The following is a 25,020-nucleotide window of genomic DNA, read 5'->3' on the forward strand; positions in this document are numbered from 1 at the left end:
CCTGACGCCCGTGCCCCGCCGGTTTCGGCAAAGAAAAAGGTCGGCGGAAGCTATCTCCCGCCGACCTCACATGGATCAAGCTGTTTCGTGACCGCGATCAGACGTGGCAGGTCTGCGCGGGCTTATCCGGGGTGGTCAGGGTGATGTTCTTCTCGTCACCCGTCAGCTTCCAGCCGCCATCGGCGGTCAGCGGCTGGCCAGCCTCCGGAGCGGTCAGGCGGACCGGGGTCTCGCCTTCCTTCAGGCGGACATTGGCCAGCTTGTCGCCTTCGAAGAAGGTGACGAAGGCGAGGCTGTTGTCCTTGCAACGGAAGGTCTTGTCCGCCTTGATCGCCGGCGGCAGCTCGACGGGCGCGCGATTGGCGAGGGTGGTCGCCATAGGATCGGGATTGGCATCCACGACTTCGGGTTGAGCGGGCTGCGAGTTGCATGCGGCAAGCGCGAGCAGCGAGGCAGCGGCGACGGAGAGGGGAAGGAGGCTCTTCATAGCGGTCCGCTGCTTCGCGCATGCAACATGGTTACGTCAAGATGGCAGACGCTTTCCGATGGGTGCAAAGCGGCTTAGCATGGTGTCTGGAGAGCGGATCATGGTTGAGCGAATCGGCAGCTACGCAGCCTTCTGGCCCTATTACCTGCGCGAGCATCGCCGGCCCGCGACACGGGCGCTGCATTATGCGGGCACCGCGCTGACCCTGCTGTGCCTGGCCGCGGCGATCGCGATCGGGGGATGGTGGTGGCTGGCGGTGCCGGCCGCGGGCTATGGCTTCGCATGGGCCGCCCATGCCCTGGTGGAGCGGAACCGGCCGGCGACGTTTCGCCACCCCTGGTGGTCGCTGGTCAGTGATTTTCGTATGTTCTTCCTGTGGATGACCGGGCGGCTGGGTCCGCATCTGGCGCGGGCGGGCTTTGCCGGCGAATAGTATCGCTCGCTTGCCGGGCGGGGTTCGAGGCGCCATCTATCGCGCCATGCATATCATTCCCGACACTCTGGCGCTCATCGGCAACACCCCGCTCGTGCGGTTGAAGGGGCCGAGCGAGGAAACCGGGTGCGACATTTTCGGCAAGTGCGAGTTCGCCAATCCCGGTGCCAGCGTGAAGGACCGCGCGGCGCTGTTCATCGTCGAGGATGCCGAGGCACGCGGTGCGCTGCGTCCCGGCGGCACGATCGTGGAGGGCACCGCGGGCAATACCGGCATCGGGCTGGCGCTGGTGGCGAATGCCAAGGGTTATCGCACGATCATCGTGATGCCCGAGACGCAGAGCCGGGAGAAGATGGACACGCTGCGTGCGCTGGGCGCCGAGCTGGTGCTGGTGCCGGCCGCACCCTATTCCAGCCCGTGCCACTTCGTGCACACCTCGCGCCGGATCGCCGAAGAAACCGAGAATGCGGTGTGGGCGAACCAGTTCGACAATATCGCCAATCGCCGGGCGCACATCGTCGGCACCGCCGAGGAGATCTGGGCGCAGATGGATGGCCGAATCGACGGCTTCACCTGTGCGGTGGGGACGGGGGGAACGCTGGCCGGCGTGGGCCTGGGCCTGAAGGCGCGGGACGAGGGGGTGTGCATCGCGCTGAGCGATCCGCATGGCGCGGCGCTCTACGATTATTATGCGCATGGCGAGTTGAAGGCGGAAGGATCGTCCGTCGCGGAGGGCATCGGGCAGGGCCGGATCACCGCCAATCTGGAGGGTGCGCCCGTCGATACGCAGTTCCGAATCGCCGATGGCGAGGGCTGGCACTGGGTCCGCCGCCTGCTCGACGAGGAAGGGCTGTGTCTGGGCCTGTCGTCGGGTATCAACGTCGCAGGCGCCGTGGCGCTGGCGCGGCAGCTGGGGCCGGGCAAGCGGATAGCGACGATTCTGTGCGATACCGGCTTTCGCTATCTGTCGACGCTGCACGATCCGGCATGGCGCGCTGCCAAAGGGCTTTAAGGAAGGGCGCGATCCTGGCCCATCGAGGCAAGAATCGACAGGACCGCGATGATGCGTTAGTCTTGTCGGACCAGATGAAGTCTCCCGATCCCCATCAAGCGATGCAGCGCGTCAAGGTCGGCATGATCGGCCTGGCAGCCGTCGTGCTGCTGATCGCCCTTGCCAGCACGATCCTGGCCTCGCTCAGCCGCGACCAGCCGGCGGGCGTCGCGGCGCAGCCCGATATCGCGGCCAATGTCGCGGCGGGGAACGAGACGGCGCTGCCCAACGAACCGCTGGCCGAACTGGGCATCTCCCCCAGCGTGAACGCGCAGGTTGCCGTCGACGACCGTTGATACGGTCGACCGAATCCGCGCCGATGACCGGCGGGACATACGAATTTCTGAACAGCGGGACGCGGCGGGAAAACACGGGATCCGGGTGCGAAACCCGCGCGTCAGCGTCGTTTTCGGCGGCCGTGACCGCTGCGCCATGTGGCGCATTCCCCGAATTGGCGGCTGATCCCAGCCCATTTTAAGGGCGTTTCCCCGGCCATCCCCAAAAATCCCGTTGCTTCCCCGGCATGCGCATAGTAAATCCAAATCAACAGAGGGGCAGGCTCACTGTTGGCTATTTCAACGCGTCGAAAAGCGGTTTTCGACATGGTGAGGCCGTGCGCGCCAGTGCGAGGTTCGCGTGTCCGAAAGGGGTTTGTATCAGGGAAGCGGTATCGGACTTGTCGATGACAAGGGCCGGGTCGCGATTCCGAACGCCCTGCGCTCCACCCTGGCCCAGAACGCGCCGCGCCCCGACGGCAAGGATGGCGGCACCATCATCATCGCCGTTCACGAAACCGAGCGCTGCCTGATCGCCTATGACCCCGCCTATGTCGCCGTGCTGAAGAAGGAGCTGGACGCGCGGACCGAGTTGTCGCGCGGCGCGGATGGCCGCATCGACTATAACATCAAGCGCGATCTGGCGAATGGCGAATCGGTGCCGTTCGACGGGTCCGGGCGCTTCATCATGCCGGGCTTTCCCCGCTTCCATGCCGGCATAAAGGGCCATGCCTTTTTCTGGGGCACGTTCGACTATATCGAAATCTGGGACCCCAGGACGCTGGTCGATACGCCGGGCCTGCCGGCCAAGATGATCTCCGCTGCGCAGTATCACTGCATGGAAAAGGGGATCGCGCTGTGACCGCGATCGCGCATGATGCCCCGCACATCCCCGTCCTGCTCGATGAGGTCCTCGACGCGCTCGCCATCCTGCCCGGCGAGACGCATGTCGACGGCACGTTCGGGGCGGGCGGCTATACCCGCGCGATGCTGGGGCAGGGCGCGGCGGTGATCGCGTTCGACCGCGATCCCGATGCAATCGCGGGCGGCCGGTCGCTTGCGGCGGCCGAGCCGGGGCTGACGCTGGTCCATGCCGACTTCTCCGGCATGGAGGCCGCGCTTGCCGCGCCCGTCGACGGCGTGGTGATGGATATCGGCGTCTCGTCGATGCAGCTGGATCAGGCCGAGCGCGGATTTTCGTTCCAGGCGGACGGGCCGCTCGACATGCGCATGGCACAGAGCGGGCTGTCGGCGGCGGATTTCCTGAACACGGCCGACGAAGACCAGATCGCCGACATCCTGTACCAATATGGCGACGAGCCCAAGTCACGGCGGGTGGCGCGTGCGATCGTCGCGGCCCGGCCGCTGACGCGCACCGGCGAACTGGCCGCGGTGGTGCGCCGCGCGCTGGGCCATCGCCCGCACGAGAAGAAGGATCCGGCGACGCGCGCCTTTCAGGCGATCCGCATCCATATCAACCGCGAGCTGGACGAACTGGCCGAGGGGTTGGCGGCGGCCGAGCGCGCGCTGAAGCCGGGCGGGCGGCTGGCGGTGGTGACCTTTCACAGCCTGGAGGACCGCATGGTGAAGCGGTTCCTGCGCGAACGATCGGGCGCGATGCCGGGCGGGTCACGCCACCTGCCAGCGCAGGTTCAGGCAAAAGCGCCCAGTTTCGAGATGGTTGGAAAAGCGATCCGCGCGAGCGAGGCCGAACTGGCCCGCAATCCACGCGCACGATCGGCGACCTTGCGGGCGGCGCGGCGGACGGCCGCGCCGGCATGGGGCAGTTGGGGGACACGGGAGTTGGGCGAATGACGGCGGCGTATCGGTTGAAAGGTCTGGGATGGTTCGGCAGCTGCGTGGCAGTGGTGCTGGGCTTCTACCTGGTGTCGCTGCAGGTCGCGGCCGAGCGCAAGAAGCTGGATGACGTCAACACGCGCATCCGCAATGCCGAGCGGGACATCCGCGCGCTGGAGACCGAGTTCGACACGCGCGCGAACCTCGTCCAGCTGGAGAAGTGGAACGGCGACACGCTGGCGCTGACCGCACCGGTGGCGGGCCAGTTCGTGGCCGACGAGGTCGCGCTCGCCTCGCTGGACGTGACGCGCGGCCAGGCCGGCGGCGCGATCCAGACCGCCGCCCTGCTCGTCCCCTCGCTGCCCGCACCGCCCGCCGTCCTGCCCGCCGCCCCCGCGACCGTCATCGTGCAGCCCGCCGCCCCATCCGCCACCAAGCCCGCCGCCCGCGCCGCGATCGTCCAGATGGCATCGCTGCCCACGCCCAAGCCCCAGGTCGTGCGCGCCGCCGTCGCCAACACGATCGCACCCACCAAGGCGCGCGAGGTGGCCGTCGTGCGCAGTGCCGCCGCGGTCGCCAAGGTGCGGCCGCAGGCGGTGGCGATGCTGGACCGCAAGCTCCTGTCCGATACCACGCTGGGTGACATCCTGACCGGTGCCCGCGCCGAATCGAAGCGCCTGCGTTGAGCGTACTGGTCGCCCGACCCGATACGGCGCGTCGGTCGTCGGGCCAGCGGCAGGCGCTGGTGGCGACGGCGCATACCCGGCTGATGATGCTGATGCTGCTGTTCGCCGCCGCGGTGCTGGTGGTGATCGGGCGGCTGGCGCTGCTGGCGATCTTCGAGGGGCCGGCGGATGCGGCGACGCGGATCGCGACGCTGGCGGCGCGGGGCGACATCGTCGATCGCAACGGCGCGCCGCTGGCCCGCACGATCGACGCCTGGACGATCGCGGTCCATCCCAAAAAGCTGATCGGCGATCCGATGGAGATCGCCGCCAAGCTGGCCGCGCTGATGCCGGAACGGGGCGACCAGGCCTTTTTCTACGGCCTGCTGACGAAGGATGTCAGCTTCACCTATCTCCAGCGCCGTGCCAGCCCGGCGCTGGTCGAGCAGGTGAACGCGATCGGCGAGCCGGCGATCGTCTTCGATCGCGAAACGCAGCGGCTGTACCCGCAATCGACCATGGCGGCGCATGCGCTGGGCTTCCTGTCGACCGACGGGCACGGCATGAGCGGCATGGAGCGCGTGCTGGACGAGCGGCTGACCAATCCGGCGACCAGCGGCAAGCCGGTGGCGTTGTCGATCGACACGCGCGTGCAGGCGGCGATGGAAAGCGAACTGGGCCGCGCGATGACGACCTTTTCGGCGCGCGCCGGCGGCGGCATCGTGCTGGACGTGGCGACCGGCGAGGTGATCGCGATGGTGTCGCTGCCGACCTTCAATCCCAACCGCGTCGGCATGGCGGGCAGCGAGGAGCTGCGCAACATCACGACACAGAGCGTGTTCGAGCTGGGATCGACCTTCAAGCCTATCACCATGGCGACCGCGATGGACACCGGTGTCGTCACTTCGTTCGAGCGACGCTTCGATGCGACGCATCCGCTGCATGTCGGCGGCTACACCATCCATGACGAGCGCGGCGATCCCAAGCGCTGGCTGAACATGGCGGAAACGCTGATTTATTCCTCCAACATCGCCACCGCGCGCGTCGCCGACGAGATCGGGCCGCAGCGGATGCAGGCGATGTTCCGCAAGCTGGGCTTCGACACCAAGCCCGATATCGAACTGCGCGAAAAGGGGCGGCCGCTGCTGCCGACCTATTGGGCGCGGACGACGACGATGACCACCGCCTATGGCCATGGCATCGCCGTCACGCCGCTGCACCTGGCCAATGCCTATGCCGCGCTGGTCAATGGCGGCATCTGGCGCCCGGCGACCCTGCTGAAGGTGCAGCCCGGCCATGTGCCGGTCGGACGCCGCGTCATCAGCGAGCAGACCAGCGCCCGAATGCGCCAGATGCTGCGCCTGATCGTGCAGCGCGGCACCGGTCGCAAGGGCGACGCGCCCGGTTACCGGGTGGGGGGCAAAACTGGCACGGCGGAGGCGGCTGTGGCAGGCGGCTATGACCGGTCGCGCAACGTGGCGACCTTTGCCGCGGCATTTCCGATGGATGCGCCGCGCTACGTCGTGCTGGCGATGCTCGATTCGCCGCTCGGCACGAAGGAGACCTCTGGATGGAAGACCGCAGCGTGGAACGCGGCCCCGGTTGTCGGGCGGACCATATCGCGCATCGGCGCGATGCTGGGCGTGGTGCCCGACGAAACGCGGGACGTGGACGTATCGGATATCACGCCGACCTTGTGGGACGATCCCAGCCGTCGGCCGGCGGTCGGGCATTGAGCATGGTGCGATGAAGCTGGGACAACTGACCGGCGGTAACGAGACGGACGTCGTCACCGGCTTTGCGATCGATCATCGCAAGGTGGCGCCGGGGACGATCTTTGGCGCATTTCAGGGCGCGCGGGTGAATGGTGAGGATTTCATCGCCGATGCGGTGCGCGCCGGCGCGGTCGCGGTGGTCGCGCGGCGCGGCGTCAGGGTCGAGGGCGCGGTGCATATCGCCGACGACGAGCCGCGGGCCGCCTTTGCCCGGCTGGCGGCGCGGTTCTTTGCGCCGTTCCCGTCAACCAACGTCGCGGTGACCGGCACCAACGGCAAGACCTCCACCGTCGAGATGACGCGCCAGTTGTGGCGGATGGCGGGCGAACATGCCGCCTCGATCGGAACATTGGGCGTCACGACGGCGGACGAGCGGGTGCATACCGGGCTGACCACGCCCGATGTGGTGACGTTTTTGTCGAACGTTGCCGGGCTGGCGCGTGAGGGTGTCACGCATCTGGCGTTCGAGGCGTCCAGCCATGGGCTGACGCAGTACCGGACCGAGGGGCTGACCGTGTCGGCGGCGGCCTTTACCAATCTCAGCCGCGATCATCTCGATTATCACGGCGACATGGGCGCCTATCTGACCGCCAAGATGCGGCTGTTCTCCGAGGTTCTCGACCCGGCCGGCACGGCGGTGGTGTGGGCCGACGATGTCGAGGCGGCGCGGGTGATCGATCTGGCGCGGGCGCGTGGCAACCGGCTGGTGACCGTCGGCACGCGCGGCAGCACGCTCAGGCTGGTCGAGCGGCATCCGACTTTGCTCGGCCAGGGGCTGGTGATCGAGGACGAGCACGGCGCCACCCACCGCGTGCAACTGCCCCTGATCGGGGGATATCAGGCGGCCAATGCGCTGGTGGCGGCGGGGCTGGTGATCGCAACCGGCGGCGATATCGGGCAGACGGTGGCCAATCTGGCGCGTTTGCAGCCGGTGCGCGGCCGGCTGGAGCGCGCCGCCATCGCGCGATCGGGGGCACCGGTCTATGTCGATTATGCGCACACCCCAGACGCGATCGAGGCGGCGATCGCCGCGCTGAAGCCGCATGCGGGCGGGCGGCTGATCGCCGTGATCGGTGCGGGCGGGGACCGCGATCCGGGCAAGCGCGAGGCGATGGGGCAGGTGGCGGCGATGCAGGCGGATCGCGTGATCGTGACCGACGACAATCCCCGGACCGAGGATCCGGCCCAGATCCGTGCTGCGCTGATGCGCGGCGCACCGGGCGCGGCGGAGATCGGCGACCGGCGCGCGGCGATCGGTGCGGCGATCCGCGAGGCGGGGCCGGAGGATATCGTGCTGATCACCGGCAAGGGACATGAGCAGGGGCAGATCGTCGGTGACATGGTGCTGCCGTTCGATGACGTGACGGTCGCGCGGGAGTGCGCGGCAGCATGAGCGGCACGCCAAAGACGCCGGCGGGCGTGCCCGAAGGCCGGGCCGATGCCAAGCCCGCACGCCCCAAGCTGGGCCTGAAATATGGCGGCGGGGCAGGGTCGCAGCCCGCGCCCCCGCCGGGGAATGCGCCGTGACAGTGTGGACCTCCAGCGATATCGCCGCGGCCACCGGCGGCACCGCGTCCGCCCCCTTCGAGACGGTCGGCGTCGCCTTCGACAGCCGTGAGGTCGGCCCCGGCGACCTGTTCGTCGCGATGAAGGGCGAGGCGACGGACGGCCACCATTTCCTGACCCAGGCCTTTAAGCAAGGGGCGGCCGGTGCGATCGTGTCGGAGCCCACCGATCACCCGCATGTGCGCGTCCGCGACAGTTTCGAAGCATTGCAGGATCTGGGCCGCGCCGCGCGCGCGCGCAGCGAGGCGACCATCATCGGCGTCACCGGATCGGTCGGCAAGACGAGCGCCAAGGAGGCGCTGTTCGCGGCGCTCGACCGCGGCTGGCGGGGCCGGGTGCACCGGTCGGTCAAGAGCTACAACAATCATACCGGCGTGCCGCTGAGCCTTGCGCGGATGCCGCAGGGCATGCGCGCGGGCGTGTTCGAGATGGGGATGAACCATGCCGGCGAACTGGCCGCGCTGACCCGGATCGTCCGCCCGCACATCGCCATCGTCACCGCCATCGCGCCCGCACACACTGCCTTCTTCTCCGGCGAGGAGGCGATTGCGGATGCGAAGGGAGAGATCTTCCAGGGGCTGGAGCCGGGCGGCGTCGCCATCGTGCCCCATGACAGTCCGCACCGCGACCGGCTGATCGCGGCGGCGCAGCCTCATGCGGCGCGGATCGTCACCTTCGGCTTTGACAAGGGCGCCGATGTGCGGGCGATCGAAAGCATGCGGGCGGCCACCGGCGGCAGCTTCGTCACCGCGCGGGTGGGGGAACGCGAGCTGAGCTTCACCCTGTCGCAGCCCGGCGCACACTGGGTGTCCAACGCGCTGGCGGTGCTGGCCGCGGTCGACGCGGCGGGTGGCGACCTGGGGCAGGCCGGGCTGGCGCTGGCCGAACTGGGCGGGCTGGCGGGGCGCGGGGCGCGGTTCATCGCACCGTTGGCGGACGGCCAGACCGCCCTCGTCATCGACGAAAGCTACAACGCCAATCCCGCGTCCATGCGCGCCACGCTGGCCGTGCTGGCGCATGAACCGGGCCGTCATGTCGCGGTGTTGGGCGAGATGCGCGAACTGGGTGACGCGTCCGACGACTACCACGCGGCACTGGCCGAACCGATCCTTGCCGCGCGCGTCGAAATGGCGCTGCTCGTCGGCGAAGCGATGGCTCCGCTCGGCAGGGCGCTTGAGGGCCGGGTCGATTTCGTCCATGTGGCCGACGCACGCGCGGCCCAGGCGGTGCTGGCGGACAGGCTGGCACCGGGTGACGCGGTGCTCGTCAAGGGATCGAACGGGGTGGGGCTGTCGCGCGTCGTGGCGGCCCTGCGGGGCGGGACGTAACGCATGTTGTATTGGATCGCGGAGCAACTCGGGTTTCCCGGGGTCCTGAACCTTATTCGCTACCAGACCTTTCGGACTGGGGCCGCGGTGGCGACCGCGCTGCTGATCGGGCTGTTGATCGGGCCGAAGTTCATCGGCTGGCTGCGCGTTCGGCAGGGCAAGGGCCAGCCGATCCGCGCCGATGGCCCGCAGACGCACCTTGCCAAGCGCGGCACGCCGACGATGGGCGGGCTGATGATCCTGACCAGCATGGCGCTGGCCGTGTTCATCTGGATGGACCCGCGCAGCCCCTATGTCTGGGCATGCCTGTTCGTAACGCTGGGTTTCGGCTCGATCGGGTTCCTGGACGATTACGACAAGGTGCGCAAAGCCTCGACCGCGGGTGTGTCCGGGCGGACGCGGCTGATCCTGGAGTTCCTGATCGCCGGCATCGCGGCATGGATCATCATGGGGCAGAACGGGCCGCACCTTTATCTGCCCTTCACGCAGCGCATGTATCTGGACCTGAGCTACGCCTATCCGCTGTTCGCGGCGTTCACGATCGTGGCGTTCGGCAATGCGGTGAACCTGACCGACGGACTGGACGGGCTGGCGACGATGCCGGTCATCATCGCATCGATGGCGTTCACCGTGATCGTCTATCTGGCCGGCAACGCGCGGTTCGCCGCCTATCTGGGCATCCCGCACGTTCCGCTGGTGGGCGAGCTGGCGATCTTCACCGGCGCGGTGATCGGCGCCGGGCTGGCGTTTCTGTGGTTCAATGCGCCGCCGGCGGCGGTGTTCATGGGCGATACCGGCAGCCTGGCGCTGGGCGGCGCGCTGGGCACGATCGCGGTGTCGGCGCATCACGAGATCGTGCTGGGCATCATCGGCGGGCTGTTCGTGGTGGAGGCACTATCGGTGATCGTGCAGGTCTTCTTCTATAAGCGCACCGGTCGGCGCGTGTTCAAGATGGCGCCGATCCATCATCATTTCGAACAACTCGGCTGGTCGGAGCCGACGGTGGTGATCCGGTTCTGGATCATCGCCTTCGTGTTGGCGCTGGCCGGTCTCTCGACGTTGAAGTTGCGGTGATCGTCGCACGCACCTGGGCGGGCAAGCGATTCGCGGTGCTGGGGCTGGCGCGCTCGGGCGCGGCGACGGTGCACGCGCTGCTGGCGGGCGGGGCGGACGTGCTGGCTTGGGATGCGGATGCCGCCAAACGGGAAGCCTTGGCTCCCTCTCCCCTCCGGGGAGAGGGGTGGGGTGAGGGGCAGCCAAGCAGTGCTGCGTCTGGGGCTGCCCCTCACCCTCCCGTCGCTGGTGCGACGGGCCCCTCCCTCTCCCCGGAGGGGAGAGGGGTGTTGGCGGTTGCTCCGATCGAGGATCTGAGCGGCTTCGACGCGTTGGTCGTATCCCCCGGCGTGCCGCTCAATACGCATCCGCTGGCGGCGGCGGCGCGAGATGCGGGTGTTTACGTCATCGGGGATATCGAACTTTTCGCGCAAGCGCGCGCGGATCTGCCGCCGCACAAGGTGGTCGGGATTACCGGCACCAACGGCAAGTCGACGACGACTGCGCTGATCCATCACATCCTCGCCACTGCGGGCGTGCCTGCAAGGATGGGCGGCAATATCGGCCTGCCGATCCTGGCGCAGGAGCCTTTACCGACGGGCGGCGTCTATGTGCTGGAACTGTCCAGCTACCAGATCGACCTGACGCAGAGCCTGGACTGCGATGTCGCGGTGTTGTTGAACGTCACGCCCGATCACCTCGACCGCTATGACGGGTTCGATGCCTATGCGGCGTCCAAGGCGCGGCTGTTTGCGATGCAGTCGGCGGGGCAGGTGGCGATCGTCGGGACGGGCGATGCGGCGTCGGCCGGGATCGCGGCCAAGGTGCCGACGGAGCGTCTGACCGTCATTCCGGCGGACGTGGCGATGGACCAGTCGCGCTGGCCGTCGCTGAAGGGCCCGCACAATGCGCAGAACGCCTTTGCCGCCATCGCCGCCGTTCGCGCGCTGGGCGTGGGTGAGGAGGCGATTGCGGCGGGGCTGGCGAGCTTCCAGGGGCTGGCGCACCGGATGGAGCGCGTGGCCGAGCGGGGCGGCGTCGTCTTCGTGAACGACTCCAAGGCGACCAATCCGGAATCCGCCGCACCTGCGCTGGGCGCCTTTGCCCGTATCCACTGGATCGTCGGGGGCAAGCGCAAGGGCGACGATCTCGACCCTTGCGCGCCTTATTTCGGCAATGTCGTGGCGGCCTATACGATCGGCGAGGCGGCGGCGCTGTTCTTTGACCTGTTGCAGGGTCGGGTGCCGGTGGTGGAGCAGGCGGTGACGCTGGAGCGGGCGGTGGCGCAGGCCGCGGCGGCGGCGCGGGCAGGGGATGTCGTGCTGTTGTCGCCGGCCTGTGCTAGTTTCGATCAGTTCCGCGATTTCGAGGCACGTGGTGCGGCGTTCCGGGCGGCAGTGGAGGCGCTATCGTGACGGATATGGCAAGGGGCAGGGCACGGGCGCCGGGCCTGGTCGCATCGATGAAGGGGCGCGGTGGCCGCGGCGATCGCTCGCCGCTGGGCACTTGGTTCTGGGATATCGACCGGGTGCTGCTGCTGCTGACGCTGTTCCTGATCGCGATCGGGCTGATCGCGGTCGCCGCCGCCAGCCCCGCGACCGCGGTCCGCTATTCGGGCGAGCATCATAAGCTAACGCCGCTTTATTATTTCTGGCGGCAGTTGATGTGGGTGGGCGTGTCGCTGCCCGTGCTGTTCGGCGTGTCGATGCTGCCGGTGCCGACCGCGCGGCGTATGGCGCTGGTCGGGGCAGGGGTGTGCATCGCGCTGCTGCTGGCGACGCCGATCCTGGGCGCGCAGCATAACGGCGCGCGCCGCTGGATCAGCCTGGGCGTGGCGGAGTTCCAGCCGTCCGAGTTCCTGAAGCCGATGTTCATCGTGACCACGGCATGGCTGTTGTCGCTACGCGCAAAGGACAAGACGCTGCCCGTCGTGTGGATCACCGGCGGGCTGACCGGGGTGGTCGCCACACTTTTGATGCTGCAGCCCGATTTCGGACAGACGATCATCTTTTGCGCGGTGTGGATGGCCCTGTTGATGATTTCCGGCACGCCGACCCGCTATCTGGTGGGGATCGCCGCCATGGCACCGGCCGGGCTGGCGGCGGCCTATATGTTCTATGGCACCGCGCGCAACCGCATCAACGCGTTCATCTTTCCCGATGCGGAAGGCGAGGGCGCATCCGACCATTTTCAGGTGAACGCCGCACACAACACGCTGACCGCGGGCGGCTGGACGGGTACCGGGCCGGGCGGCGGCAGCGCGAAGTTCGGGCTGCCCGAGGCGCATACCGATTACATCTTCTCGGTCATCGGCGAGGAGTTCGGCCTGATCGCCTGTTCGATCGTCGCGCTCGTATTTCTCGCGATCGTGGTACGCGTGTTCGTGAAGCTGCTGGACGAACAGGACGAGTTCAAGCTGTATGCGGCATCCGGGCTGGCGGTGCAGTTCGGTGCGCAGGCGCTGGTGTCGATGGCGGTGAATACGGGGCTGGCCCCATCCAAGGGAATGACGTTGCCTTTTATCAGCTATGGTGGTTCGTCGATGATCGCACTGTCGATCGGCATGGGGCTGCTGCTCGCCTTTACCCGGCGTAACCCGTTCCTGACGCGAAGCCCCTATGTCGTGCGGTGGAGCGGGGAATGAGCCGGCATTTCGTTCTCGCCGCCGGGGGCACCGGCGGACATATGGTTCCCGCCGCCGCGCTGGCCGCCGAACTGACCAGGCGCGGGCACCGCGTTGCGCTGGTTTCCGACGCGCGCGGCGTGCGTTTTCCGGGGCTGTTCGAGGATATTCAGACGCATGTGCTGCCCGCCGGGCGCTTTGCCGGCGGGCCGATCGGATGGGCCAAGGCGACGCGCGAGATGTGGCGCGGCCGGGCAATGGCGCGCGAACTGTACCGCACTTTCCGGCCCGCCGCCGTGATCGGTTTTGGCGGATACCCGGCGATGCCGGCGCTGCTGGCGGCGTTCGCGGACAAGATCCCGACCGCGATTCACGAGCAGAATGCGGTGCTCGGCCGGGTCAACCGGCTGGTCGCGGGCAAGGTGGATGCGATCGCCACCTCCTATGACAAGACCGAGCGGCTGGCGGCCAAGCATGCGGCCAAGACGCACCTGATCGGCAATCCGGTGCGCGATGCGGTGCTGACGCTGCGTACCAAGGCCTATCCGCTGCTGGAGGAAGACGGCATCTTCCGCGTGCTCGTCACCGGCGGCAGCCAGGGCGCGAGCATCCTGAGCGACGTGGTGCCCGACGGCCTCGCCATGCTGCCCGTCACCTTCCGCCGGCGGTTGCAGGTGACGCATCAGGCGCGGGTCGAGGATATCGACGCGGTGCGCGCCAAATATGCCGAGCATCAGATCCCGGCCGAACTGGCGACCTATCTGCCCGATCTGCCCGAGCAACTGGCCTGGGCGCATCTGGTGATCGCGCGCGCGGGCGCATCGACGCTGGCCGAGCTGACCGCGGCAGGGCGGCCGGCGATCCTGGTGCCGCTGCCCTCCGCCACCGACGACCACCAGACCGCCAATGCGCGCGAGATCACGCTGGCGGGCGGTGCGCGCACGATCGCGCAAAAGGACTTCACCGCCGTGGAACTGGCCAAGCAGATGCAGAAGCTGGGGCTGGACCCCGCCGCCCTTCAGAATGCCGCCGGCCGGGCCCGGTCGTGCGGGCGGCCCGATGCGGCCAGCGATCTGGCCGATCTGGTTGAGAGCCTGGACGCGCCGCGGGTGAAGCTGCCGGTCGGGCGCGCCAAGCCGGTGCTGGCGGGAGCGGGCGCATGAAGGGCGTCCCCACCGATATCGGCACCATCCATTTCGTCGGCATCGGCGGCATCGGCATGTCGGGCATCGCCGAGGTGATGAAGAATCTCGGCTATGCGGTGCAGGGCTCCGACGTGGCGGAGGGCTATGTGGTGCAGGGCCTGCGCGACAAGGGCATTCCGGTCGCGATCGGGCACGCAGCGGACAATATCGGCGATGCGGCGGTGGTGGTCACCTCCACCGCGATCACCCGGTCCAACCCGGAGGTCGAGGCGGCACTGGAGCGACGCATCCCCGTCGTGCGCCGGGCCGAGATGCTGGCCGAGTTGATGCGGCTGAAATCCACCGTCGCGGTGGCGGGCACGCATGGCAAGACGACGACGACGTCGATGGTCGCGGCGCTGCTCGACGCGGGCGGGGTGGACCCGACCGTCATCAATGGCGGCATCATCAACAGCTATGGCTCCAACGCGCGGCTGGGCGCCAGCGACTGGATGGTGGTGGAGGCCGACGAGAGCGACGGCAGCTTCCTGCGCCTGGACGGCACGATCGCGGTCGTGACCAATATCGACCCCGAACATCTCGACCATTATGGCAGCTTCGACCGGGTCAAGGACGCGTTCGTCGAGTTCGTCGAGAACGTACCCTTCTACGGCGCGGCCCTGCTCTGCCTGGATCATCCGGAGGTGCAGAACATCCTGCCGCGGGTACGCGACCGGCGCGTGGTGACCTATGGTTTTTCCGCGCAGGCGGACGTGCGCGGCGTGAACGTGACGCCCATTCCCGGCGGCAACCGGTTCGAGGCGATCGTGCGCAACCGCGACGGATCGACCCGCTCGATCGAGCATATCGAGATGCCGATGCCGGGGCGCCACAATGTGCAGAACGCGCTGGCCGCGATCGGCGTCGCGCTGGAACTGGGCATCGACGACGCGACGATCCAGAAGGGCTTCCACGCGTTCGGCGGGGTCAAGCGCCGCTTCACCAAGGTGGGCGAGGTCGCGACCGATGGCGGCAAGGCGGTGGTGATCGACGATTACGGCCACCATCCGGTGGAGATCCGCGCCGTGCTGGCCGCGGCGCGCGAGGGCGCGGCGGGCCGGGTGATCGCAGTGGTGCAACCGCACCGTTTCACGCGGCTGGGCAATCTGATGGAGGATTTCCAGACCGCGTTCAACGATGCCGACCGCGTGCTGGTGACCCCGGTCTATGCCGCGGGCGAGGCGCCGATCGCCGGGGTCGATGCCGATGCGCTGGTCGAGGGGCTGAAGCGGCGCGGGCATCGCTCTGCCGCGACGGTTGCCGATGCCGATGCGCTGGCAGCCGAACTGGCGGGCACGATCCGGCGCGACGACATGATCGTCTGCCTGGGTGCCGGCGACATCACCAAATGGGCGGCCGGGCTGGCCACGGCAATCGCGGCAAAGCAGGAGAAGGCGTGATGAGCGACTGGTTCGACACTTCGATCCGGCTCCAGCGGCAGATGCTGGACGCGCAGCGCAAGGCGCTGGAGGCGGGGAGCCATGCGACGGCGGCCGGTGACGCACTGGTGCAGGCGCAGGAAGCGACGCGTCGTGCGGCGGAGGCCAATGTCGCGGCGTGGAGCGCCTGGGTACGGCTATGGGGCGCCGGGCCGTGGTGAATCCGTGGTGACGCTGCCCGCGGTTCGCGGCAGGCTGACGCCGAACGCACCGCTGGCGCCGCTCGTCTGGTTCAAGGCGGGCGGGGCGGCCGAGTGGCTGTTCGAGCCGGCCGATGTCGCGGACCTTGCCGATTTTCTGATCGCGCTCGATCCCGCCATTCCCGTGTATCCGCTGGGACTGGGGTCGAACCTGATCGTGCGCGACGGCGGGATGACGGGCGTGGTGATCCGGCTGGGCAAGGCCTTTGCCAGGGTCACGCGGGTGGATGACGTGACCTTACGCTGCGGCGGCGGGGCGAGCGGTATCCTGGTATCCTCGACCGCGCGCGATGCAGGGATTGCGGGCGTCGAGTTCCTGCGTTCGATCCCCGGCACGGTGGGCGGTTTCGTGCGGATGAACGGCGGCGCCTATGGTCGCGAAGTGTGCGACATCCTTGTCGAGGCGACGGTGGTGACGCGCGACGGCACGCTGGCGGTGTGGCCGGCCGAGCGGTTGGGCTATACCTATCGTCATTCCGCGCTGCCGGGCGGCGCGGTGGTGGTGGAGGCGGTGTTCCGCGGCACCCCCGGCGAGCCGGCGGCGATCGGTGCCGAGATGGACCGGATCGCGGCGGCACGCGAAGCGTCGCAGCCATTGCGGTCGAAGACCGGCGGGTCGACCTTCAAGAATCCGGACGGGCACAAGGCCTGGGCGCTGGTCGATGCTGCGGGCTGTCGTGGATTGACGCTGGGCGGGGCACAGGTGTCGGAAAAGCACTGCAACTTCCTGCTCAACCTGGGTGACGCGTCTGCCGCGGACATCGAGGCGCTGGGCGAGGTGGTGCGGGACAGGGTAAAGGCGCAGTCGGGCGTCACGCTCGAATGGGAAATCCAGCGCGTAGGGGTTGAGAAGTGATGCATATCGCCGTTCTGATGGGCGGATGGTCCGCCGAGCGATCGGTGTCGTTGCAGTCGGGCAATGGCGTGGCGGATGCACTGGAATCGCTGGGCCACCGGGTGACGCGCATCGACATGGACCGCGACGTGGCGGCGCATCTGGCGAAGGCACAACCCGATCTGGTGTTCAACGCGCTGCACGGCTCGCCCGGCGAGGACGGCACGGTGCAGGGGATGCTGGACCTGATGGGCCTGCGCTACACGCATTCGGGCCTGTCCACCTCGGTGATCGCGATCGACAAGGTGCTGACCAAGCAGGCGCTGGTGCCGCACGGCGTGCCGATGCCGGGTGGGCGGATCGTCCGGTCCGCCGACCTGTTCGAGCGCGATCCGCTGCCGCGTCCCTATGTGCTCAAGCCGGTGAACGAGGGGTCGTCGGTCGGCGTCGCGATCGTCACCGACGAGGGCAATTACGGCAACCCGATCGCGCAGGGATCGGCGGGGCCGTGGGCCGAGTTCAACGAATTGCTGGCCGAGCCCTATATTCGCGGGCGCGAGCTGACGACCGCGGTCCTCGGCAACCGGGCGCTGGGCGTGACCGAGTTGAAGCCCCGGAACGGCTGGTATGATTTCGACGCGAAATATACCGATGGCCTGACCGAGCATGTCTGCCCGGCGCAGATTCCGGACGAGATTGCGGATGCCTGCAAATCCCTGGCCCTGGAGGCGCACCGCCTGCTCGGCTGCAAGGGGGCGAGCCGGTCGGACTTTCGCTGGGACGACGAGCGCGGCGTCGACGGCCTGTTCCTGCTGGAGGTGAACACCCAGCCGGGCATGACCCCGCTCAGCCTGGTGCCCGAACAGGCGCGCCACCTGGGCATGAGCTATCCGGAACTGGTGCAGGCGATCGTCGACGAGGCGATAACCGGGGCCGGGACGCCGTGAGCCGGACGATCAAGCGCGGGCCACCGCCCAAGCGGCCGGCCCCGCGCCGCCGCCAGCCGGTGCGCAAGGTGCCGTTGTCGCAGCGCATCCTGGCACGCGTGCCGGTGAGCGAAGAGACGGTGAAGAAGGCCGTCACCTGGACGATCACCGGGAGCGCGGGCATTGCGGCCCTGGCGCTGGCGACGTGGATCGGCGTGCCGGGGATGATCGGCACGGCGCTGGCCGAACAGGTCGGGCGTGCCGGCTTCCGGGTCGAACAGATCGAGGTGACCGGGCTGAAGCGGATGGATCGCATGTCGGTCTATGCCGTCGCGCTCGACCAGCAGAGCCGGGCGATGCCGCTGGTCGATCTGGAGGCGGTGCGCCAGAAGCTGCTTCGCTATGGCTGGATCAAGGACGCGCACGTCTCGCGCCGCCTGCCCGACACGCTGCTCGTCGATATCGAGGAGCGGACGCCGGCGGCGGTGTGGCAGGACAATGGCCAACTCACGCTGATCGATGCGCAAGGGGTGTTGCTGGAGCCGGTGGACGCGGCCGCCATCCCCGACCTGCCGCTGGTCATCGGGCCCGGCGCGGACCGGCAGGAGGCGAGCTATCAGGCGCTAGTGGCTGCGGCACCGGCGCTCAAGCCGCGGGTGAAGGCGGCGACCTGGGTCGGCAACCGGCGCTGGGACCTGACCTTCGAAAGCGGCGAAACGCTGGCGCTGCCCGAGGACGGGGCAGGCGCCGCATTGGTCAAGTTCGCCGAGATGGACGGCGCGCGGCCGCTCCTGGGCCGGGGGTGGTTGCGTTTCGACATGCGCGACCCCGCAAAGCTCGTTGCGCGCAAGCCGGGAATGAATCAGAATCACGCCATCGCCGAGCCGCAAGGGGGCACCCCGGCGATGACCGCAAGCGCGGATGGCGCATAAAGGGGCACGGCAATGGCAAAGGTGGCACCGGAAGGCCTGATTACCGCCTTGGACATCGGATCGTCCAAGGTCTCGGCGATGATCGCGAAGAAGGGCGATGGCGGCGAGCTGATCGTGCTGGGCACCGGCCAGCGCGAAAGCCGCGGCGTGAAACGCGGCTATATTGCCGACATGGGCGCGACCGAGGCGGCGGTGCGCGAGGCGGTCGAACAGGCCGAGCGGATCGCCGGGTTGAACATCGAGAATGTCTGGGTGGGCTTCTCTGCTGGCGGACTGGTGTCCGACGTGGCGGAGGTGGAGTTCGAGCTGGGCGGGCACCGGGTGGAACAGGGCGATATCGACGCGCTGCTCCAGGCCGGGCGCAACTCGATCGATCCGCAAGGGCGCATGGTGCTGCACGCGCAGCCGGCGCTTTATACGCTGGACGGGCTGACCGGCGTGAAGAAGCCGCTGGGCCTGCATGCCGACCGGCTGGGCGTGCATATCCATGTCGTCGCCGCCGACGGCTCGCCGGTGCGCAATCTCGACCTGTGCGTGCGCTCGGCGCATCTGGAGGTGAAGTCGATCATCGCCTCGCCCGTCGCCACCGGCCTTGCCTGCCTGTCGGAAGAGGAGCGCGAACTGGGCGTCGCGCTGGTCGAGATGGGGGCGGGGATCACCAACGTCTCGCTGTTCGCGGGTGGGATGCTGGTCGGGCTGTGCTCGCTGCCGATGGGGGCGGCGGACATCACCGACGATGTCGCCTCCGCCTTCGGCACCAGGCGTCAGCAGGCGGAGCGGATGAAGTGCTTCCACGGCTCGGCCAATGCCTCCCCGCGCGACAATCACGACATGATCCCGGTCGTGCCGATCTCGGCGGAAGATGGGGCAGGTGATGGCATGCAGATCACCAAGGCGCAGTTGATCGGTGTGATCCGCCAACGGCTGGAACATCAGATGGGCGAGATTCGCAAGGCGCTCCAGCACCTTAAATTCGAGGGCCCGGTCGGACGCCAGGTGGTGCTGACCGGCGGTGGCGCCGAGTTGAAGGGGGTCGCCGACTATGCGCAACAGGCGCTGGGACGCTCGGTCCGGGTCGGCCGGCCGCGCGGATTGACCGGACTGCCCGAAGCGCATGGCGGACCGGCTTTCGCGACGCTTGCGGGTCTGGCTTTCTATGCAGCGGCGGACCCAATTGATCTGCGCAGCGTTGCCCCGACGGGGCAAACCGTCCACCGGCCAAGCGGAATTGGAATTTTCCGCAAGCTTATTCAGGCCGCGCGCGCAAATTATTGACGAGTGATCACGCGAATCGCGTGCTTTTCGATTGGCACCGGGCAATAGCATGGTGCACAAAGGTTAATCAGGGGCCCGAACCCAGCGTATCGTTTCGGGACGGCGGAGAATTTTGGATGAGCATCGAATTCATCGCACCGGAAGTCGACGAACTGACGCCGCGCATTGCGGTGATCGGCGTCGGTGGTGCGGGCGGCAACGCGATTGCGAACATGATGCGTGCGGACGTCCAGGGGGTGGACTTCCTGGTCGCCAACACCGACGCGCAGGCATTGAAGCAGTCGAACGCACCCAACCGCATCCAGTTGGGCGCCAAGATCACGCAAGGGCTGGGCGCTGGCGCCCGACCCGAGATCGGTCGCGCCGCGGCCGAGGAGACGATCGAAAGCCTCGCCAAGCAGCTTGAGGGTTGCCACATGGTGTTCATCGCCGCCGGCATGGGCGGCGGCACCGGCACCGGTGCGGCCCCCGTGATCGCCAAGGCGGCGCGCGACATGGGCATCCTGACCGTCGGCGTGGTCACCAAGCCGTTCGCGTTCGAGGGCAATCGCCGGTCCAAGGCGGCGGATGGCGGGATCGAGGAACTGCAGAAGTTCGTCGATACGCTGATCGTCATCCCCAACCAGAACCTGTTCCTGATCGCCAATGCGAACACGACCTTCAAGGAAGCGTTCTCGATGGCGGACGAGGTCCTGCAACAGGGCGTTCGCGGGATCACCGACCTGATGGTCATGCCCGGCCTGATCAACCTCGACTTCGCCGACGTGCGGTCGGTGATGCAGGAGATGGGCAAGGCGATGATGGGCACCGGCGAGGCGGAGGGCGACAACCGTGCGCTCGAAGCGGCGCAGAAGGCGATCGCCAACCCGCTGCTCGACGGTGTGTCGATGCAGGGTGCCAAGGGCGTCATCATCTCGATCACCGGCGGCGACGACATGCGCCTGCTGGAGGTGGACGAGGCCGCGAACCACATCCGCGACCTGGTCGATCCGGATGCGAACATCATCTGGGGTTCGGCCTTCAACCCCGAACTGGAAGGCCGCATCCGCGTGTCGGTGGTCGCGACCGGTATCGATGCCGACGTAAAGGCGGCGCCGACGCCGGCCCCGTCCGAGGCGTCGCGCGGCTTCAGCTTCGGCATGGGCCGCAAGACGGACGAAACGCCGTCCTTCCGCCCGAGCGAGCCCGCCGCACCGGCGCAGGCGGTACAGCCGTTGGCGCCCGAACAGGCGCCGGCAGCCGCGGCCGCGGTGGCCCCGCAGGCGGCACCTGCCCCGACACCGGCTGCCCCCGCCGCCGACAAGGACGAGCTGGTGCTGGGCAGCGACACGATCGTGCCGCAGGATGCGCCCGCTGCGCCCGCTGCGCCGGCGGCACCGGTGGCGGGCGAAGACCCGTCCCGCCGGCGCTGGCTGGCACCGGGCGGGGAGGGCGCCGCCGACCAGGCGGCTGCTCCGGCGCCGCGGGTGAAGATGGGTGGCACGTTGTTCGAGCGGATGTCGAATGCGGCGCGCGGCGCGGCGCAAAGCGACAATGGCAGCGCCGAGCCCCTGGACATTCCGCGCTTCCTGCACCGCCAGAACAACCAGTAAGATCGGCGGGCGCGGCGCGTTGCCGCACCCGATACGGCAAAAAGCCGGATCGCGCGGGATGCACGATCCGGCTTTTTCGTGACAGGGCGGCTCCAACCTCTTTGCGGTACCCGCCCGATCCCTGCCGTTCGGCGTGCGGACCGGGCCGATGGGCTTCCACGGTACGCTGACGGGCTGGTCAAGCGGGGCGCATCATGCTTTAGCGGCATCGGTCCCATGACGTCCTCGATGCTCTCTCGCGCCGCTCTGGCGCTCGCGCTGGCGCTGGCGGCGCCGTCTTCCCTGCTGGCTCAGGAAGTGGTTCAGCCACTGCCCGGTACGACCGAGGCGGATCGGTTGGGGGAGGTGATGCGCCGTGTGGCGGCCCGCCCGACCGACGTGGATGCGCTGGTGCAGGCGGGGGAGATGTCGCTGCACCTGGACGACATGAGTGGCGCGGCATCGCTGTTCGCGCGGGCGCAGAAGGTGTCGCCGAGCGATCCGCGGGTGAAGGCGGGGATGGCGTCGATCCTGGTGCGCTCGGAGCGTCCGGGGGAGGCGTTGCGCTACTTTGCGCAGGCCGAATCGATGGGCCTGCCCGTCGCCCGCATGGCGGCCGACCGCGGCTTTGCCTATGACCTGATCGGCGATCAGGCGCGGGCGCAGCAGGATTATCGCACCGCGCTTCAGACCAATCCGGAGGACGAGACGCGGCGACGCTACGCCCTGTCGCTGGGCATTTCGGGCAAGCGTGACGAAGCGCTGGCGGTGCTCGATCCGTTGCTGCGCAGCAGCGACCGCGCGGCATGGCGGGCACGCGCCTTCATCCTGGCGATGACCGGGGATCAGGCCGGCGCGGTGAAGATCGCGACGACGATGATGCCGCCGCAACTGGCGCAAGGGATCCAGCCGTTTTTCCAGCGCCTGCCGACCCTGAATGCCGTTGATCGCGCTTTCGCGGTCCATTTCGGCGAGTTGCTGCCGACGCCGGAGCGGATTGCGGATGCGCGCCTGGCGCCCAGGCTGACCCCGCTGCCGGCGGCGGTCGCAACGCCCGCACCGGTCGCGCTTGCAGCGGTGCAGCAACCCGCTGCCCGTCCCGAAAGCCGCAGCGACCGCCGCCGGCGCGAACGGGAGGAACAGCGCGCCCGCCGGGTCGAGCTGGCCGCACAGAACGTGCGCCCCACGGCGGCGCCGGTCACCCGTGCCGCGGCGCCGATGACGATGGTTCAACCCCTGCCGCAGGTTGCCGCCCGGAGCAGTGCGGTACCGTCCACGCCGGTGCGCACCGCGCCTGTGCCGGCACAGCTCGCGACGGTTCAGCCGCTGCCGCAGACGGCTATGCAAGGCAACGCGGCGTCTTCGGCACCCGTCCGAACCGCCCCGGCACCCACGCAACTCGCAACGGTCCAGCCGCTGCCGCAGACCGTGCCCGCCACCACGACTGCGTCGCCCGCAGCGGCACCGCAGACTACCCCCGCCGCCCCCCGACCACGACCGTGGCGCAAAGCGCCGCAACACGCGCGGAGCCGGCACCGGTCGTACCCGTGTCGGCCGCGCCGGTGCAGACGGCCGCGGTGCAGCCAACTCCAGCGCAGCCAGCCCCGGTGCAAGCGGCTCCGGTGCAAACCGCCATGGTTCAGGCGGTGTCGCCGGCGGATCCGCCGCGGGCTTCGGCAGGGGTGCCGGTGCAGACCAGTGCGGCGACCGCCGTACGGGACGATTCGGTGCTCGCGCGGATCGTTGCGGGGCTGTCCATTCCGGCGGCCGAACTGGGGGTCGAGGGACCGGTTCGGGCGGTGGCGCCGGTGAGCGAGGCGACGGAGCAGGTGCTGGCCGAGGCGAAGGCGCGGACGGCGCAGGATGTCGCGACGCGGGCCAAGGCGGTGGCCCTGCTGCCCGATGCCGAGGATGAGAAACCGGCACCGGTAAAAGTCGCTGCGGTGGCGGCGAAGAAGACGGCCAAGCCGGAGGTGACCGAGCCCAAGCCGCTGACGGCGGCGGAAAAGAAGGCTGCGGCGGCCAAGGTCGCGGCCGAGAAGAAGGCGGCGGCCGAAAAGAAGGCGGCCGCGGAGAAGAAGGCCCTCGCGGCCAAGGAAGCCGCCGAAGAGAAGAAGCTGGCCCGCGCCAATCCGGCGCGTATCTGGGTGCAGGTGGCAGGCGGCGCGAACGCCAATGATCTGCCCAAGGCGTGGAGCGCGACCAAGGGCAAGGCGGCCGATGCCTTTGCCGGCAAGCAGGGCTATTCCACGCCGCTGCGCGCCACCAATCGCGTGCTGACCGGCCCGTTCAAGACCGAGGCGGAGGCGCGTGCCTTCGTCAATACCTTGTCCAAACAGGGGGTCAGCGCGTTCACCTTCACCAGCGATGCCGGACAGGTCGTCACCAAGCTGCCCGCGAAATGACGGGGCGCGCACCATGGGCGTCGGACCCCGCCGCCACGCGCGGGCGCCTGCATGGTGAAGCGAGCGGACTGGAGCGGGGCCCGCGCGACGCGTTTCAACGCGATCGCGACCGGATCATCCATTCGATCAGCTTTCGCCGGCTGCGCCACAAGACGCAGGTGTTCATGGCGCCGGACGGCGACCATTTCCGCGTCCGCCTGACCCACAGCCTGGAGGTAGCGCAGATCGGGCGGACGGTGGCGCGCACGCTGGGGCTGAACGAGGACCTGACCGAGGCGCTGTGCCTGGCGCACGATATCGGGCATCCGCCGTTCGGACATGCAGGCGAGGACGCGCTGAGGGCGGCGCTGGGGGGCGCGGGGGGGTTCGATCACAACGGCCATACGCTGCGCACGCTGACGACGATCGAGCGGCCCTATCCGCGCTGGGACGGGTTGAACCTGAGTTGGGAAACGCTGGAAGGATTGGCCAAGCATAACGGGCCGGTGCGCCATCCCGGCTGGGCGCTCCGCGCGGCCGATGCGGACTTTCCGCTGGAACTGGAAAGCCATGCCTCGCTGGAGGCGCAGGTAGCGGCAATCGCCGACGACATTGCGTACGACAATCACGACATCGACGACGGGCTTCGCGCCGGATTGCTGACGCTCGACCAGTTGCTCGCCATCCCGCTGGTCGCGCGGGGATGGTCGGCGGCGTGCACCCGCTTTCCCGACGTGCCGCCCAAGCGACTGGCAAGCGAACTGATCCGCGCGCAGATCGGCGCGATGGTCAACGATCTGGTCGCCGAGACGCAGCGCCGCATCGGGGAAAGTGGCGTGCGCACTGTCGAGGACGTCCGCGGGGCCGGACGCGCGCTGGCCGCGTTTTCGGACCAGATGCGCGAGGAGGAGCGCGACCTGAAGCGCTTCATGTATGCCAATCTCTACCACCATCCCCGGCAGTTGGAGGCGGCGGCGGCGGCGCATGCGGTGGTATCCGGGCTATACGCGGCCTATTCGGCGGATCCTGCCGCGATGCCCGATGAATGGCGCGAACGGTTGCCGGCGGCAGAGCCGGATCGCAGCCGGCATATCGCGGATTTCATCGCGGGGATGACCGACCGCTATGCGGTGGCGCGGTACCGCGACCTGGTGGGGCCGATCGATCTGCCTGAGGGGTTCTAGGGGTGGATGACATCGACACAGCGCCATGCGCGGCGAT

At 68.6% G+C, this 25,020-nt stretch carries 25 protein-coding genes; 24 read left to right on the forward strand and 1 reads right to left on the reverse strand.

The annotated features are described in order from the left end of the window. Nucleotides 1-97: 97 nt before the first annotated feature. Entirely contained in the window at nt 98-487 is a 390-nt protein-coding gene (locus NPJ82_RS04980; RefSeq protein ID WP_112383434.1) for a hypothetical protein, read from the reverse strand. A gap of 100 nt (nt 488-587) precedes the next feature. On the opposite strand from NPJ82_RS04980, the gene NPJ82_RS04985 reads away from it, so the two are divergent. From NPJ82_RS04985 to NPJ82_RS05100, 24 genes are all read left to right on the forward strand, one after another. Next, complete coding sequence (locus NPJ82_RS04985) at nt 588-920, forward strand: DUF962 domain-containing protein (protein WP_342658541.1); 333 nt, start codon at nt 588-590, stop codon at nt 918-920. 46 nt (nt 921-966) lie between these two features. Continuing rightward, complete coding sequence (locus NPJ82_RS04990; RefSeq protein ID WP_342658542.1) at nt 967-1,932, forward strand: cysteine synthase A; 966 nt, start codon at nt 967-969, stop codon at nt 1,930-1,932. A 101-nt stretch (nt 1,933-2,033) separates the two neighbouring features. Continuing rightward, nucleotides 2,034-2,267, forward strand: coding sequence for a hypothetical protein (locus tag NPJ82_RS04995; RefSeq protein ID WP_112383436.1), 234 nt, complete (start codon nt 2,034-2,036; stop codon nt 2,265-2,267). 340 nt (nt 2,268-2,607) lie between these two features. Next, nucleotides 2,608-3,108, forward strand: a complete 501-nt coding sequence (locus NPJ82_RS05000; protein ID WP_149681884.1) for a division/cell wall cluster transcriptional repressor MraZ — start codon at nt 2,608-2,610, stop codon at nt 3,106-3,108. After that, complete coding sequence (gene rsmH, locus NPJ82_RS05005) at nt 3,105-4,061, forward strand: 16S rRNA (cytosine(1402)-N(4))-methyltransferase RsmH (RefSeq protein ID WP_342658543.1); 957 nt, start codon at nt 3,105-3,107, stop codon at nt 4,059-4,061. Before NPJ82_RS05000 ends, rsmH begins: the two co-directional genes overlap by 4 nt. Continuing rightward, on the forward strand, nt 4,058-4,729 hold the full coding sequence (locus NPJ82_RS05010) for a hypothetical protein (protein WP_342658544.1): 672 nt from the start codon (nt 4,058-4,060) through the stop codon (nt 4,727-4,729). The genes rsmH and NPJ82_RS05010 overlap by 4 nt, the downstream gene beginning before the upstream one ends. Next, a complete protein-coding gene (locus NPJ82_RS05015) occupies nt 4,726-6,444 on the forward strand; it encodes a penicillin-binding protein 2 (protein WP_342658545.1) in 1,719 nt (572 codons plus the stop codon). The genes NPJ82_RS05010 and NPJ82_RS05015 overlap by 4 nt, the downstream gene beginning before the upstream one ends. Nucleotides 6,445-6,454: 10 nt before the next feature. Then, nucleotides 6,455-7,876 carry a UDP-N-acetylmuramoyl-L-alanyl-D-glutamate--2,6-diaminopimelate ligase gene (locus NPJ82_RS05020; RefSeq protein ID WP_342658546.1) on the forward strand — a complete coding sequence of 474 codons (1,422 nt, stop codon included), beginning with the start codon at nt 6,455-6,457 and terminating at the stop codon, nt 7,874-7,876. After that, on the forward strand, nt 7,873-8,010 hold the full coding sequence (locus tag NPJ82_RS05025) for a hypothetical protein (RefSeq protein ID WP_342658547.1): 138 nt from the start codon (nt 7,873-7,875) through the stop codon (nt 8,008-8,010). The genes NPJ82_RS05020 and NPJ82_RS05025 overlap by 4 nt, the downstream gene beginning before the upstream one ends. Continuing rightward, nucleotides 8,007-9,377 carry a UDP-N-acetylmuramoyl-tripeptide--D-alanyl-D-alanine ligase gene (gene murF, locus NPJ82_RS05030; protein ID WP_342658548.1) on the forward strand — a complete coding sequence of 457 codons (1,371 nt, stop codon included), beginning with the start codon at nt 8,007-8,009 and terminating at the stop codon, nt 9,375-9,377. Before NPJ82_RS05025 ends, murF begins: the two co-directional genes overlap by 4 nt. A 3-nt stretch (nt 9,378-9,380) precedes the next feature. After that, nucleotides 9,381-10,451, forward strand: a complete 1,071-nt coding sequence (mraY, locus tag NPJ82_RS05035) for a phospho-N-acetylmuramoyl-pentapeptide-transferase (protein ID WP_112383442.1) — start codon at nt 9,381-9,383, stop codon at nt 10,449-10,451. Continuing rightward, nucleotides 10,448-11,845 carry a UDP-N-acetylmuramoyl-L-alanine--D-glutamate ligase gene (gene murD, locus NPJ82_RS05040; protein WP_342658549.1) on the forward strand — a complete coding sequence of 466 codons (1,398 nt, stop codon included), beginning with the start codon at nt 10,448-10,450 and terminating at the stop codon, nt 11,843-11,845. Before mraY ends, murD begins: the two co-directional genes overlap by 4 nt. 5 nt (nt 11,846-11,850) lie before the next feature. Then, the gene (locus tag NPJ82_RS05045) at nt 11,851-13,074 is read left to right on the forward strand and encodes a putative peptidoglycan glycosyltransferase FtsW (RefSeq protein ID WP_235903969.1); all 1,224 of its coding nucleotides are present in this window, start codon (nt 11,851-11,853) and stop codon (nt 13,072-13,074) included. Further along, complete coding sequence (murG, locus tag NPJ82_RS05050) at nt 13,071-14,216, forward strand: undecaprenyldiphospho-muramoylpentapeptide beta-N-acetylglucosaminyltransferase (protein ID WP_162844013.1); 1,146 nt, start codon at nt 13,071-13,073, stop codon at nt 14,214-14,216. The genes NPJ82_RS05045 and murG overlap by 4 nt, the downstream gene beginning before the upstream one ends. Further along, on the forward strand, nt 14,213-15,637 hold the full coding sequence (murC, locus tag NPJ82_RS05055; RefSeq protein ID WP_149681877.1) for a UDP-N-acetylmuramate--L-alanine ligase: 1,425 nt from the start codon (nt 14,213-14,215) through the stop codon (nt 15,635-15,637). The genes murG and murC overlap by 4 nt, the downstream gene beginning before the upstream one ends. Further along, nucleotides 15,637-15,837 (forward strand): hypothetical protein, encoded by a 201-nt coding sequence (locus tag NPJ82_RS05060; RefSeq protein ID WP_112383446.1) that lies wholly within the window; start codon nt 15,637-15,639, stop codon nt 15,835-15,837. The genes murC and NPJ82_RS05060 overlap by 1 nt, the downstream gene beginning before the upstream one ends. A gap of 4 nt (nt 15,838-15,841) precedes the next feature. After that, nucleotides 15,842-16,732 carry a UDP-N-acetylmuramate dehydrogenase gene (gene murB / locus NPJ82_RS05065; protein WP_342658550.1) on the forward strand — a complete coding sequence of 297 codons (891 nt, stop codon included), beginning with the start codon at nt 15,842-15,844 and terminating at the stop codon, nt 16,730-16,732. After that, on the forward strand, nt 16,732-17,658 hold the full coding sequence (locus tag NPJ82_RS05070; protein ID WP_342658551.1) for a D-alanine--D-alanine ligase: 927 nt from the start codon (nt 16,732-16,734) through the stop codon (nt 17,656-17,658). Before murB ends, NPJ82_RS05070 begins: the two co-directional genes overlap by 1 nt. Beyond that, on the forward strand, nt 17,655-18,569 hold the full coding sequence (locus NPJ82_RS05075; RefSeq protein WP_342658552.1) for a cell division protein FtsQ/DivIB: 915 nt from the start codon (nt 17,655-17,657) through the stop codon (nt 18,567-18,569). The genes NPJ82_RS05070 and NPJ82_RS05075 overlap by 4 nt, the downstream gene beginning before the upstream one ends. Before the next feature lie 12 nt (nt 18,570-18,581). Next, nucleotides 18,582-19,844 carry a cell division protein FtsA gene (ftsA, locus tag NPJ82_RS05080; protein ID WP_112383449.1) on the forward strand — a complete coding sequence of 421 codons (1,263 nt, stop codon included), beginning with the start codon at nt 18,582-18,584 and terminating at the stop codon, nt 19,842-19,844. Between the two features lie 116 nt (nt 19,845-19,960). Next, the gene (gene ftsZ, locus NPJ82_RS05085; protein ID WP_342658553.1) at nt 19,961-21,436 is read left to right on the forward strand and encodes a cell division protein FtsZ; all 1,476 of its coding nucleotides are present in this window, start codon (nt 19,961-19,963) and stop codon (nt 21,434-21,436) included. 216 nt (nt 21,437-21,652) lie between these two features. Continuing rightward, nucleotides 21,653-23,227: a tetratricopeptide repeat protein gene (locus NPJ82_RS05090; RefSeq protein WP_342658554.1), complete on the forward strand. Its 1,575-nt coding sequence runs from the start codon at nt 21,653-21,655 to the stop codon at nt 23,225-23,227. Next, a complete protein-coding gene (locus tag NPJ82_RS05095; protein WP_342658555.1) occupies nt 23,143-23,820 on the forward strand; it encodes an SPOR domain-containing protein in 678 nt (225 codons plus the stop codon). The genes NPJ82_RS05090 and NPJ82_RS05095 overlap by 85 nt, the downstream gene beginning before the upstream one ends. Continuing rightward, complete coding sequence (locus NPJ82_RS05100) at nt 23,817-24,983, forward strand: deoxyguanosinetriphosphate triphosphohydrolase (protein ID WP_342658556.1); 1,167 nt, start codon at nt 23,817-23,819, stop codon at nt 24,981-24,983. The genes NPJ82_RS05095 and NPJ82_RS05100 overlap by 4 nt, the downstream gene beginning before the upstream one ends. Nucleotides 24,984-25,020: the final 37 nt, after the last annotated feature.

Origin of the sequence: Sphingomonas sp. NY01, assembly GCF_038809135.1 — a bacterium.
Taxonomy (GTDB): domain Bacteria; phylum Pseudomonadota; class Alphaproteobacteria; order Sphingomonadales; family Sphingomonadaceae; genus Sphingomonas; species Sphingomonas carotinifaciens.